The sequence below is a fragment of the Aeribacillus sp. SP014 genome (assembly GCF_054055575.1).
On record NZ_JBSRXI010000001.1, the window covers coordinates 1,753,301 to 1,766,058 of the forward strand.

Annotated in this window: 13 protein-coding genes and 2 pseudogenes; 14 read left to right on the forward strand and 1 reads right to left on the reverse strand. The window is 38.8% G+C overall.

What is annotated here, in order from left to right; all coding sequences use genetic code 11:
• Positions 1-119: 119 nt before the first annotated feature.
• The 7 genes and pseudogenes from ACVIJU_RS08605 to ACVIJU_RS08635 form a co-directional block, all read left to right on the forward strand.
• Positions 120-548 (forward strand): annotated as a pseudogene (locus tag ACVIJU_RS08605) (hypothetical protein); the annotation flags it as partial.
• Positions 549-608: 60 nt separating this feature from the next.
• Positions 609-1,771, forward strand: a protein-coding gene (locus ACVIJU_RS08610; protein ID WP_419177803.1) for an IS3 family transposase whose coding sequence is annotated in 2 segments (ribosomal slippage) — positions 609-852 and positions 852-1,771 — 1,164 coding nt in all. Because the reading frame shifts where the segments join, the coding sequence is not laid out codon by codon here.
• Positions 1,772-1,909: 138 nt separating this feature from the next.
• The gene (locus ACVIJU_RS08615) at positions 1,910-2,221 is read left to right on the forward strand and encodes a metal-sensing transcriptional repressor (RefSeq protein WP_042411649.1); all 312 of its coding nucleotides are present in this window, start codon (positions 1,910-1,912) and stop codon (positions 2,219-2,221) included.
• A gap of 16 nt (positions 2,222-2,237) precedes the next feature.
• On the forward strand, positions 2,238-4,634 hold the full coding sequence (locus ACVIJU_RS08620; RefSeq protein WP_456687482.1) for a heavy metal translocating P-type ATPase: 2,397 nt from the start codon (positions 2,238-2,240) through the stop codon (positions 4,632-4,634).
• 31 nt (positions 4,635-4,665) lie between these two features.
• Positions 4,666-4,869, forward strand: coding sequence for a copper chaperone CopZ (gene copZ / locus ACVIJU_RS08625; protein ID WP_042411645.1), 204 nt, complete (start codon positions 4,666-4,668; stop codon positions 4,867-4,869).
• 611 nt (positions 4,870-5,480) lie between these two features.
• Positions 5,481-6,010 (forward strand): annotated as a pseudogene (locus ACVIJU_RS08630) (cytochrome c oxidase assembly protein).
• A 76-nt stretch (positions 6,011-6,086) separates the two neighbouring features.
• Positions 6,087-6,452, forward strand: coding sequence for a response regulator transcription factor (locus ACVIJU_RS08635; protein WP_456687483.1), 366 nt, complete (start codon positions 6,087-6,089; stop codon positions 6,450-6,452).
• 137 nt (positions 6,453-6,589) lie between these two features.
• Here the strand turns inward: ACVIJU_RS08635 and ACVIJU_RS08640 are convergent.
• Positions 6,590-7,746 (reverse strand): IS3 family transposase gene (locus ACVIJU_RS08640; protein WP_445659443.1). Its coding sequence is split into 2 segments (ribosomal slippage): positions 6,590-7,485 and positions 7,485-7,746, totalling 1,158 coding nucleotides; the frame shifts between segments, so codons are not numbered across the junction.
• Positions 7,747-7,931: 185 nt separating this feature from the next.
• Between ACVIJU_RS08640 and ACVIJU_RS08645 the strand changes: the two genes are divergently transcribed.
• The 7 genes from ACVIJU_RS08645 (at position 7,932) to ACVIJU_RS08675 (ending at position 12,005) form a co-directional block, all read left to right on the forward strand.
• Positions 7,932-8,171, forward strand: coding sequence for a winged helix-turn-helix domain-containing protein (locus tag ACVIJU_RS08645; protein WP_456687484.1), 240 nt, complete (start codon positions 7,932-7,934; stop codon positions 8,169-8,171).
• Positions 8,168-9,574, forward strand: a complete 1,407-nt coding sequence (locus ACVIJU_RS08650) for a sensor histidine kinase (RefSeq protein WP_042411641.1) — start codon at positions 8,168-8,170, stop codon at positions 9,572-9,574. The genes ACVIJU_RS08645 and ACVIJU_RS08650 overlap by 4 nt, the downstream gene beginning before the upstream one ends.
• Complete coding sequence (locus ACVIJU_RS08655) at positions 9,571-9,771, forward strand: hypothetical protein (RefSeq protein ID WP_042411639.1); 201 nt, start codon at positions 9,571-9,573, stop codon at positions 9,769-9,771. The genes ACVIJU_RS08650 and ACVIJU_RS08655 overlap by 4 nt, the downstream gene beginning before the upstream one ends.
• A 2-nt stretch (positions 9,772-9,773) precedes the next feature.
• Complete coding sequence (locus ACVIJU_RS08660; RefSeq protein WP_082830419.1) at positions 9,774-10,961, forward strand: F510_1955 family glycosylhydrolase; 1,188 nt, start codon at positions 9,774-9,776, stop codon at positions 10,959-10,961.
• A 12-nt stretch (positions 10,962-10,973) separates the two neighbouring features.
• Positions 10,974-11,174: an SHOCT domain-containing protein gene (locus tag ACVIJU_RS08665; RefSeq protein ID WP_235600518.1), complete on the forward strand. Its 201-nt coding sequence runs from the start codon at positions 10,974-10,976 to the stop codon at positions 11,172-11,174.
• 141 nt (positions 11,175-11,315) lie between these two features.
• Complete coding sequence (locus ACVIJU_RS08670; protein WP_042411632.1) at positions 11,316-11,528, forward strand: hypothetical protein; 213 nt, start codon at positions 11,316-11,318, stop codon at positions 11,526-11,528.
• A gap of 213 nt (positions 11,529-11,741) precedes the next feature.
• Positions 11,742-12,005 carry a DUF2933 domain-containing protein gene (locus ACVIJU_RS08675; RefSeq protein ID WP_063389608.1) on the forward strand — a complete coding sequence of 88 codons (264 nt, stop codon included), beginning with the start codon at positions 11,742-11,744 and terminating at the stop codon, positions 12,003-12,005.
• Positions 12,006-12,758: the final 753 nt, after the last annotated feature.

Sequence of the window (12,758 nt, forward strand, 5' to 3'; positions counted from 1 at the left end):
GAGAGACGTTTACTTGATAAACACTCCAAATTAAAACATTTTCATTAGCATCATTGTCGATTTCTATTAGAATCGAAACAGTATGATGGAAATCATATGAACAAAAGGAGTATATAAACATGGATTCAACTGTTTCAAAGAAAGTAACGATGATTTCATATATCATTAGCATTACATTCATTATCGCGATGATTACGGCTTCGGTGATGTTGAAAGATCACGAAATTATTTTGCCGGAAGTTGCGGCAATGGCGATTGCCATGTGGGTGTACCGAGAAGCAGGATGGATCAGGCAACCATCGAAAATTTTTCTTGCGCCGTCCATCACGGCAGTGATCGGTTTCGCAGTGAATCAACTACACATTTCTTATTTAGGAAAAGTAAGCCTTACCCTTATACTTTTAATGCTCTTTTTACGTATCATTCAATCAAATTTGGGACCGTCCATTGCAACGGGCTTACTGCCAGTGGTGACAAATGCAAATGAATGGTCATTTATTATATCCGTTTTTATTTTTACCTTTATATTGATGCTTGGAGTGATGCTAGTATAGTTTCATGGACACCCTTTAGTGAAATATAATATTAACGAAGGGATGTGTCCTGATATGGGTAACACAAGCGAAAAACGTAAACGTTATCATGCTGAATTTAAGGAAATGGTGGTTGAGCTTTATCAAACTGGAACACCAGTAAAACAGATCTGCAGCGAATATGGCCTGTCTGAAACGACAATCTACAAATGGATCAGAAAACAAAAACCGGTTAAGCTGGATGACGGGGGCTCTTTTACCCCGGAAGAATTTCTGAACCTGCAAAAAGAATTGCACCGGCTGAAAGAGGAAAACGAAATCTTAAAAAAAGCTATGGCCATATTCGCAAAGAAGTAGATCAAACCACTGTTATATCCATGATTGACGAGATAAGAGCCAAACACCATTATGACCTTAAAACCATGTGTACGGTCCTTGGCGTGCCGAGAAGTACCTACTATCAATCCAAACAAAAAACAGAGTCAAAAACAAAACGGGAAAACCGGGAGCTGACAGACAGAATACGAAAAATCCATACGGAAAGCAAGCAGAGATACGGAGCACCGAAGATCCACCATATGCTTGAAAAAGAAGGGCTCAAAGTCAGCCTGAAACGGGTTCAGCGTTTGATGAAGGCTGCAGGCATTTATTCCATTATCAGAAAAAAGTACCGCCCCCATTCCAATAAGGGCAAGATGGAAGAACACGATAACCTGCTGAACCAGGACTTCTCAACGACAACCATCAACGAGAAATGGGTTACGGATATTACGTACATTCATACTTTGAGAGACGGTTGGTGCTACCTGGCTTCCGTAATGGATTTACATTCCAGAAAGATTGTCGGTTACGCTTTTGACCGCCACATGACGACTGAACTGGCTTTAAAGGCAGTAGAAAACGCTTATCAGGCACAACGTCCAGGTCCGGGATTGATCTTGCATTCTGATTTGGGATCCCAGTATACAAGCGAGAAATTTGCAGAATACATGGAAAAGAAGCAGTTCAAACACTCCTTCAGTAAAAAAGGTTGCCCACACGATAACGCCTGCATGGAGTCTTTCCATGCAATTCTGAAAAAGGAAGAGATCTACAGAGTCAACTATTTGAACTTTCAAGCTGCCAGAAGAGCCTTATTCGAATTTATAGAAGGCTGGTACAATCGGAAACGGATTCATAGCTGCCTGGGCTATATGACGCCACAAGAAACAGAAGACAGTATCAAAGGGGCAGCGTAGTGCTCTTCACAATTTTACAAGCATCCGCTTTACATGGAGTGGCGGGGCGTGGTAGGCTTGTTTGCCATGCGAAAGTTATACCCAATACCGGTATAATGTATTCGAAGACAACTGTTATAAACAAATGAGGTGGTAGCAATGAATCAATATGAAGATGACAATATAAATGCCAAAATGGTTCCGCGAACCGAAGAAGAGATCGAAAGCATCGTCAAGCGCTTGAAGCGTATTGAAGGGCAAGTACGCGGAGTGCAAAAGATGGTCGAGGACAATCGGTACTGTATTGATATTTTAGTGCAAATTTCCGCGATTCAAGCTGCGTTAAACAAAGTCGGGTTGAATTTGCTGGAACGCCATGCCAATCATTGCGTTTCCAAGGCGATCCGCGAAGGCAGCGGAGAAGAATCCATCCGGGAATTGATGGATGTGATTAAGCAATTCTCAAAGTAAAGGAGAGGAATGCTTTATGAGTGAGCAAAAGCTCGTTACACTTAGAGTGACCGGCATGACATGCGCCGCTTGCTCCAATCGTATAGAGAAAGCGTTGAACAAGATGGATGGAGTAGAAGCCAATGTCAATTTAGCCATGGAAAAAGCAACGATTAAATATGATCCATCGAAGCAAACGATCGCCGATATCCAAACGAAAATTGAGAATTTGGGGTATGGTGTCGCGACAGAAAAAGTGACGCTAGATATTGAAGGGATGACATGCGCGGCATGTGCGACACGGATTGAAAAAGGGTTAAATCGTATGGAAGGTGTTACGAGCGCTACTGTAAACTTGGCGACAAACAGTGCCGTTGTAGAATACAATGAAGGCATTGCATCTGTAGAAGATATTTTAGAGAAAATCAAAAAGCTTGGGTACAAGGGGCAGATACGAAACGAAGAACAAGATCATGTGGGGCGGAAAGAAGAGCGGCTGAAACGAAAACAACGGCAACTCGCGATTTCTATCATCTTATCGTTGCCGCTGCTTTATACGATGCTTGCCCATATGCCGTTTGATATAGGCTTGCCGATGCCGCATCTGCTGATGAATCCGTGGTTCCAGCTTCTTTTAGCTACACCGGTTCAGTTCTACATCGGCGGTCCTTTCTATGTCGGGGCGTACCGGGCGTTACGAAACAAGAGCGCTAACATGGACGTCCTAGTGGCGCTTGGAACATCAGCCGCGTACTTTTACAGCTTGTATGAAGCTTTTCGGACGCTTGGGAATCCTGAATATATGCCAAGATTATATTTTGAAACGAGTGCCGTCTTGATTACGCTTGTGCTTGTCGGCAAATACTTTGAGGATCTTGCGAAAGGGAGAACAACAGAAGCTATCTCTAAGCTGTTGAGCCTTCAGGCAAAGGAAGCGACTGTCATCCGTAATGGGGAGGAAAGAAAGGTTCCGCTCGAGGAAGTGGTGATCGGCGATACGATTCTTGTCAAGCCAGGAGAAAAAATCCCGGTAGACGGTACGGTCATCGCCGGGGCATCTTCCGTAGATGAATCGATGATTACTGGTGAATCGATTCCAGTTGATAAGAAGGAAGGCGACTATGTGATCGGGGCGACGATGAATACGAATGGCGTACTGACCATTCGTGCCGAAAAAGTCGGAAAAGATACCGCGCTGGCCAATATCATTAAAATCGTTGAAGAGGCGCAAGGGTCGAAAGCCCCGATTCAGCGGATGGCGGATACCATTTCCGGCATTTTCGTACCGATTGTTGTCGGAATTGCTGTCGTTGCATTCATTATATGGTACTTCTTTGTTGCGCCGGGTGATTTGGCAAAAGCGCTTGAAGTGGCCATCGCCGTTCTTGTCATTGCGTGTCCTTGTGCGCTCGGTCTTGCCACGCCGACATCGATTATGGTCGGTACAGGCAAAGGGGCAGAACAAGGAATTCTCTTTAAAGGAGGTGAGTACCTAGAGGGAACGCATAAAATCAATGCCGTATTACTGGATAAAACAGGAACAGTGACAAAAGGAAAACCGGAAGTGACAGATGTGTTACAATTCCAAGAAAACATGCTTGACTATGCCGTTTCAGCCGAGAGCGCTTCGGAACATCCGTTGGCTCATGCCATTGTGGAATATGGGAAGAAACGATCGATTTTGGTTAAGCCACTGGAGCATTTCTCCGCCATTACCGGTCATGGAATTGAAGCTGTCATTGATGGCAAAAATGTCCTTGTTGGAACGCGAAAACTTATGAAGGAACGCTCTGTAGAGATTGCCATGCATGAAGATAAAATGATAGAACTTGAAAAACAAGGAAAAACTGCCATGCTAGTTGCCGTTGATGGGCAGCTTGCCGGCATCATTGCTGTCGCGGATACGGTAAAAGAAAGCTCCAAAGAAGCGATTCAAACATTAAAACAAATGGGTATCGAAGTGTACATGGTAACGGGAGACAACAAACGTACTGCGGAAGCCATTGCTAAGCAAGTGGATGTGGATCGTGTCTATGCAGAGGTGCTTCCGGAAGACAAAGCAAAAATTGTCGAGGAGCTACAAAAACAAGGGAAACGAGTGGCGATGGTCGGTGATGGAATTAATGATGCTCCAGCTCTTGCGAAAGCGGATATTGGCATGGCCATCGGCACAGGAGCGGATGTCGCCATCGAAACGGCCGATGTTACCTTGGTCGGCGGAGATTTAGCTCATATCCCGAGAGCGATTGAGTTAAGCCGTAAAACAATGAAAAACATTCGACAAAACCTGTTCTGGGCTTTGTTCTATAATACCATTGGCATTCCTGTAGCCGCTGCTGGATTATTGGAGCCTTGGATTGCCGGAGCGGCAATGGCATTCAGTTCTGTATCAGTTGTGACCAACGCGCTTCGTTTGAAACGCGTGAAAATATAAAAAATGAAAATAAATGAAGGAGGAATAAAAAATGGCGATTACATTACAAGTAGAAGGAATGACTTGCGGACACTGCAAAATGGCGGTGACAAACGCTCTTAAAAAGTTAGACGGGGTAAGAAATGTAGAAGTACATTTACAAGAAGGCACTGTGGATGTAGATTATGATGAAACAAAGGTAAGTGTAGAAAAACTCAAAGAAGCGATTGAAGAGCAAGGTTACGATGTGAAGTAACATACATGGATTTATACTCCCTGATATGATCCCCTCCAAGTAGAATTGGAGGGGGTCTTTTTTATAGTGTGGGAAGGGCAACTTAATTGCTTATACCAAATCTGCTATATGAACTTCTCCACCGGGCTTTAAAATTCGAAATTTCCTATGGAATGTAGATTTTTTCTTTGTGGAATCAAGATGGTAGTCGAAAGTACGTGTTCGAATGTTGCGAAATCGAAGAGAAGAGTTGTGAAGAATCCTTGAATAAAGATTTATGTTGTTTGTACTTTCGTTTTTTGTCTAACTATTTCTATATTTTAAGATTTTCAACAAGTTCATAAAGCGTTTGTTGAGGATACAATCGGTAGCAAAGAAATGTATACACACAAAAGAATATAATATCAGCATCTATCTCCATATTTTCTTCAAAATTTTTTAATAAGATTAATCATTGTAAAAATCAACGAAAAATAGTGATAGAAGGTGTACGACTTCTTTAATCAAATTATTAATATTTTGAGTCAGCCTTTTATGATACGGCTCATCGTTTCGAAGGAACACCAGTTTTATTTGCGTTTTTGTTGGGGATAGCCTTTTACATTACTTAGGAGATCATTTTTTGCGCTCATATGTTGGAACAATTGTTAATTTATATAGTTTTACCACCTTTACTGCTGTTAGGTTTGCCAAATCGAATGATGGTATCAATTCTTCATTTAGGATTAAGATACAAATGGATCAATTTTTTAAAATATCCGTTGATCCCGTTACTTTTATTTAATGTGTTGTTTTCGTTTTATCAAGTCCCATTCATATTTAATACAATCGTTTCACATAATATCTTGCATAACTTAACCCATATTATATTAACCATCTCCGCATTGTTCATGTGGATCCCTTTAATTCCGGTCACTAAGGAATTAGATTGTTTATCAAATATCCAAAAAATTTACTATATTTTACATCAGGAATGTTACTGACTACAGCTTGTGCCTTAATTATTTTTGCGAATGAACCGTTTTATACCGTCTATTACGACGCACCACAATTGTTTAAAACACTTTCACCGCTTGTGGATCAACAAGCAGGTGGAGTTATCATGAAAGTGGTTCAAGAAATCGTATATGGGACGATGATTGAATGTGTTTTCTTTAACTGAAAAAATGAGAGGTTAAAGGACAAACAATTGACCGGATCATTTATTAACAAATTATAACAGGGATTGTGATATAAGGATGAAGAAAGAAAGAGTATTAATCGTTGATGATGAATGGAACATGAGGCATTTACTAAAAATCAATCTTTCTCCATATTTTCACTTAACTGAAGCGGCAAGTGGACAAGAAGCATTAACCTTATTGACAAAAGGAAGAATCGACGTAGTGATTTTAGACATCATGATGCCCGATATGGATGGATGGGAGGTATGCAAAAAGATAAGGGAAATGAGTCAAGTGCCCATCCTTATGCTTACGGCACGTGGTGATGTAAAAGATAAAGTACAAGGATTTGATGTTGGAGCCGATGATTATCTTGTAAAGCCTTTTGAACCCGAAGAATTAGTGGCAAGGGTTAAAGCACTAATGATATTAGGTCAATAAAGTAGACACAAAAATTTATAAATTTTTTTCGCAGCTACCGCGCTATCGCTTGGTGGCCTTTTAAAAATAATTACGACGTTGTCCTAATTATTTTTAAAGGTAAATTTTCGGGTCTAACTATTCTATTAATATGCTCATTAAGCTCCCTTTTTGTCGTACATACGTTCGTATTCAGATGGTGAAAAATACTCTGTTGCGGAGTGAATACGTTTATTATTGTAAAATATTTCTATATACTCAAATATGCTCTTTTTTGCTTCTTCCCTTGTTTTATAACGAGTCTGATAGATTAGTTCTTTTTTTATTATCCCATGAAATGATTCAATACAAGCGTTGTCATAACAATTTCCTTTGCGGCTCATGCTACATTTCATTCCGTATTCCATTAGCTTAGCTTGATAGTCATTTGAAGCATATTGACTCCCTCGATCAGAATGATGGAGGATAGAACCCTGTGGTTGTTGACGCTGATAGGCTTGCTTTAAAGCACTTAACACTAGCTCCTTTTTCATTGAACAGTCTATATGCCAGCCGACTATTTTCCTTGAATACAAATCCATCATACTAGCTAGATAAAGCCAACCTTCATCCGTTGGAATGTATGTGATATCAGCTACCCATACTTCATTTGGTTTCGTAACAGTAAAATGTTGGTTTAAGACATTTTCGTGGACCGGATGGTTATGTTTTGAGTTAGTAGTTGCCTTATGCTTTTTCACGGTACGAGACTTCATTCCCTCTTCATTCATTATGCGGGAAACCGTCTTCTGTGAAACCTTAATGCCTCCATGATTAAGCTTTTTGGTAACCTTGGGACTCCCATACAGTTGGCGGGATTCGATATACACACGACGCACTTCCTGCGTCAATTCTTCTCGACGCTCTTGTCTAGCACTTTTGGGACGATCACGCCATTTATAATAACCGCTTCGAGAAACTTTCAATACTTCGCACATCTTCTCCAATCGGTAATCGAAGCGATGTTTATGGATAAATGAATATTTTACCGATGGTCTTTCGCGAAGAAGTGCATCGCCTTTTTTAAGATGGAGTTTTCCTCCTCCAGATCCCGAATACGTTTCTTCAGTTCACGAACTTCGTGGTCTTCGGATCGAAACGTTTGGGTTTCTGATATTTCAGGTTCTTGCTTATATTTTTTCATCCAGCCGTGAAGAGTATTTTCGTTAATTTTGAGCTCACGAGCCACTTGTGCAACGGATTTCGCTTCCTCCAAAATATAACGAACAGTTTGACGCTTAAAGTCTTCCTCGTACCGCCTTTGTTTTTTTGTCATGTAGACACCTCATTTTTCTCTATTATTACTATAATAATCTGTGTCTACTTTTTAGTCTAACATCACTAATAAGACGTTCAGCTGCTTCTTCCAATCCTATTCAAACGGAAGGAATCATTAAGATTGCAGATTTAAAAATCGATCAAAATGAAAGACAAGTTTTTGTAAACGATCGTCCATTAGAATTGACACCAAAAGAATTTGATATTCTCTTGCTATTAGTGTTAAACCCAAAAACGATATTTACAAGGGATATGTTACTAGATCGGGTATGGGGAGTTCATGACGTTTTAGATATTCGTACAGTTGATACCCATGTGAAAAATATAAGGGAAAAGTTTAGAAAAAACGGGCTTTCCTTTAATCCGATTAAAACGGTTTGGGGAATGGGCTATAAATTCCAAGCTCCTGAAGAAGACCAATGAAATGGAATAGTATCGTTGTAAAATTAGGGGCAAGTATTCTAGTCATTGTGTTAACCATTTTGCTTCCACTTGGTTTTATTATCAATGAAATATTTTCTGGCTTTTATTACAGTAAAATGAAAGATCAAATTTACGATTTATCCAATCGTTATGCGAATTCCATCACATCGTTAGAGGATAAAAATATCCTCCGTATGTTTGAATTACTTGCCGATATGATAGATCAGGAAATTGTAATCGTAGACGAACAAGGTATCGTTGTTGCAAACTCTGGGATCCCAAGCTTATCGAAAGGAGAAAGAATCGATGCAAATGACATTTCTCTTTTAAGGAGAAATTCCGTCATTGAAAAGGAATATTACGATGAAATCTTAGATAAACGTTTTCTAAGCGTTGGAAGACCTATTTTTGCACAAAATCGCTTTATCGGCGGAATTTTTGTATTGGCTTCCATCGATGAGATACATCAATCAATTCATCTAATAAGGAATTTAATTGTTTGGGCTGGCATTGGTGCCATTCTTTTAGCCCTTGGCTTTACCTTTATTGTATCACGCAAGTTAGCCAATCCACTTTTAGAAATGGAAAGAGCAACCCGCAAAATGGCTGAAGGTGATTTAAATACAAAAGTTTTGGTTGAAACAAAAGACGAAATTGGCTCCCTAGCCAAGGCGATTAATGATTTAGCCGTTGAATTATACAGGTACCGGTCAAACCAGCGGGAATTTTTTGCAAACATTTCCCATGAATTGCGGACTCCTCTTACGTATTTAGAAGGGTATGCGAGAGCATTAAAAAACCAACAGTATCAAACAGAGGATGAAAAAGAAATGTATATACAAATTATCGAGCAAGAAGCCAATAGAATGTCCAAGCTAGTCAATGACTTGTTTGAACTGGCAAAGATGGAGGAAGGAAAGTTACCATTACATTTGGAGGAAATTGATCTGATTGAAGTGATTGAAAATGCCGTATTAAAAACAAAAGTGAAAGCAAAGGAGAAAGGGTTACAGTTATATTTTCATAAAATTTATCAATTGCCGAGTATTTATGCGGATGGTTTAAGAATGGAGCAAATTGTCATTAATTTAATCGAAAACGCCATTCGTTATACAGAAAAAGGGTTTATAAAAATAGAATTGTCTTATGATCAAGACAAAGTAAAGATTTTGATTGAAGATACGGGGATAGGGATACCGAAAGAAGATCTTCCATTTTTATTTGAACGATTTTATCGTGTGGAAAAATCAAGATCAAGAGAATTCGGGGGTACCGGGCTTGGACTGGCAATCGTCAAACAACTTGTGAAACTGCAAAATGGGACTATACATGTAAGTAGTGAAGTGGGAAGAGGGACAAGCTTTGAACTTACATTCCCGATTTATAAGGGGGATGCCCAATGAAAAAATTTGAAATCATTGTGCCTGTTTTGTTGATCATGGCTGGATTGTTATGTTTGACGATGTCCGGTTCGTTCATGTTCCGGCCGGAATTAAGGGTATATATGAAAACGTTTGTTCAAATTTGTCTATGGATGGGAGTTCCCATTCTTCTTGCGGGAATTTTCTATCTTTTACTTTATAAGAAAAGGGGAGAATAGGATTGAAGTTAAAACTTTTTACTTTTTTGATCTCAGCATTATTTATGATTCCGGTTGGTGTATTCGCGCATGGTACTGAAGAAGAACACCAACGGGAGATGTTGACCGCTACTTTGTTAAATTATAGCTTTATTGTGTCGTCGATTTTGTTGGGGTTAGGAATCATTTTATTTTTCCTAATCAGAAATCAATTAAAAACTGTTAATGTGAAAAAACAAGAAGGACGCTTAAAACGGGACAAGCTGCAAAGATGGTTAAAATTAAGCCGATGGGTATCAGTTTTAGCTTTACTAGCCTTAGCTGTTTCTGGAGTATTTGCATTAACAAATGGGACAGGAGAAGAAGAGGACATTGATTTTATGCATATTCACGGGTTAGGTTTTACGAATGATGGGACTGAAATTTATGTACCGGCGCATGATGGATTGAAGGTCTATAAAAACGGTAAGTGGAAAATTCCAGAAGGAGAAAAACATGATTATATGGGATTCTCTATGGTTGATAACGGGTTTTACAGCAGCGGACATCCAGCTCCAGGTTCTTCTATGAAAAATCCACTCGGTGTAGTGAAAAGTACAGATATGGGGAAAACCTTGCAAACGCTTGATTTATATGGGGAGGTTGACTTCCACGGAATAGGGGTTGGATATTATTCTCATGCCATTTATGTTTTAACCCCAGAACCGAATTCAAGAATGGATGACGCTGGATTGTACTACTCGTTAGACGAAACAAAAACGTGGACAAAAAGCGATATGAAAGGACTAGAAGGGCAACCATCAGCTATTACTGTTCATCCAGAGAAAGAAAATATTGTTGTGATCAGTACAAATCGAGGGGTTTATTTATCTAAGGACTATGGCAATTCTTTTAATAACATTCTAGAAGGTACTCCAGTCACATCCGTTTCCTTCACAAAAGAGGGGAAACTTCTTGCCGGAGGTATGACTGATAAGCCTTCTTTGATGGAAATTAATCTGGAATCCGGAGAGAAAAAAAACATCCCTATTCCAACTTTAAGTGAGGATGATGCTATTGGATACATTGCGGTAAATCCAAACAATGAAAAGCAAATCGTCTTCACGACGTTTGAAAAAGACATTTATTTAACGGATAATTTTGGAGAAAAATGGATCCAAATAGCAAAACAGGGAAAAGGGATGAATAGCCAAACAACCACTAATGAATAGGAGGAAGCCATGATGATGAGCATGGGTATGATGTTAAATATGTTATTTTGGATTATCATTATCGGATTTGCAATATATGGGATGATCTTGTTAATCATGAAACCATTTGAAAATAAATCAAATCATGCATTGAATATTCTCAAAGAGCGACTTGCCCGTGGAGAAATTGATGCAGAAGAATATGAAGAGAAAAAACGGCTATTGAAAGATTGATGAGTCGTCTTTATATTTCTTCAAAAAATTTGAAGTACATTTGTAAGATAGCATGAGACATGTTAGAGAATAGACAAATCTCCATATTTTCATCAAATTTATTGTCTATAATGGTTTTAAAACGAAGGGAGGGGATCATAAATGAAAAAGAAAATTGCATTTGTTTCTTCATTTGCGCTGGCAGCATTGTTAGTAGTCGGACAGTTTTCTTATGCGGAAAAGTCAGATAGTATGACGAACATGATGAATGGAAACGGTATGATGAAGATGATGGAAGCGATGAATTCTCCTCAAGGACAAAAAATGATGAAGGCATGCGGAGAATTCATGGAATCTTATAATAAAGCTGAATAAAACCATCGTGTAAAAATTGATAAAAGTTCTTCTTTTTTGAAGGGCTTTTTACCGAAGTTGCCCTGTTCTAATGGGCGGTAGGACAGCCTCAAGCATCTTCGAACGAGGAATTACCGACCGAAAGAACCTCATTCGTGGACGAACTTGTAATATAAAGGAAGGAGATCTCCTACTGAAAGAGGTTTCAATTTATATGAAAGGGGATCAGGAAATATGGAATGGTTGATATACTTATTATGTCCTTTAATGATGTTATTCTGTATGAAAGGGATGTTTACACGAGGGAAAAAGGACTGTCACACAACTCAATCAACAAATCAATTGAATGAACTGAAATCATTGAAGATGCAAGTGAAAAATTTACAAGAACAAAATATGAAATTAATGGAAGAAATCGAACTCCTTAAACAAACTGATGATTCCAATGTCATTATATTGTCTAAGACAAAGAATACTAATAAAATAGCAATAATGTGAAACAGGCAACCGATTTGGTTGCTTTTTTTGGGGAAATACTAGCAATTTCCCATTTGAACTTATATAGCTGGATAGTTACCTTTATTTTTTTTGTTTAAAATCCATTGTTTGGAAGGAGGAAATTTCTTGCCGTTTTTACGCTCATTTATAAAGTGTATTGGTTTGCTTATAATATTATTTTTTATAATTCCCGGAACATCGAGTTGGGATTGACCGGTCCATTTTTACGCTTCGTGACAAATTTCACAAATCGGCTATTCGTCAATAGTCCACCAAAGAACTCCAAAACCGTTATCCCCGAAGTAATAACGAGGGAAGGCCTGCTCATTATGAATTTCTAACTATTGACAGAGAAGCTTTGTTAAGAAGCATTGCCTTAGTAGAGTTAGCTCGCGAAAAGTGGGTGGAATCTGTAAGATTCTATACTCATTCTTATCATGTATTAATCCAACAAATCTTTTCGACTATTAGAGAAAAACAAGGTGCCACTCAAAAGCAACTGCTAACTTTGCTAAAGGGAAATCTAAATTTCAGCAGTATAAATAAAGATAGCTTCCGACAACTCTTAAATGGCTTAATTGAAGTAGGTTATTTATCAATTGTGGATGGAGTGTATTTTTTATCAGACGAGTTAGAAGAGAAATTTGCTCGAAAGAACTTCTTAGAGTTATGTTCGGTCTTTGAGACTTTTCCAGAGTTTGTTGTAAAGTATCAAAATCGAGATATTGGATCATTAGATTGTAAGCGTCAAAT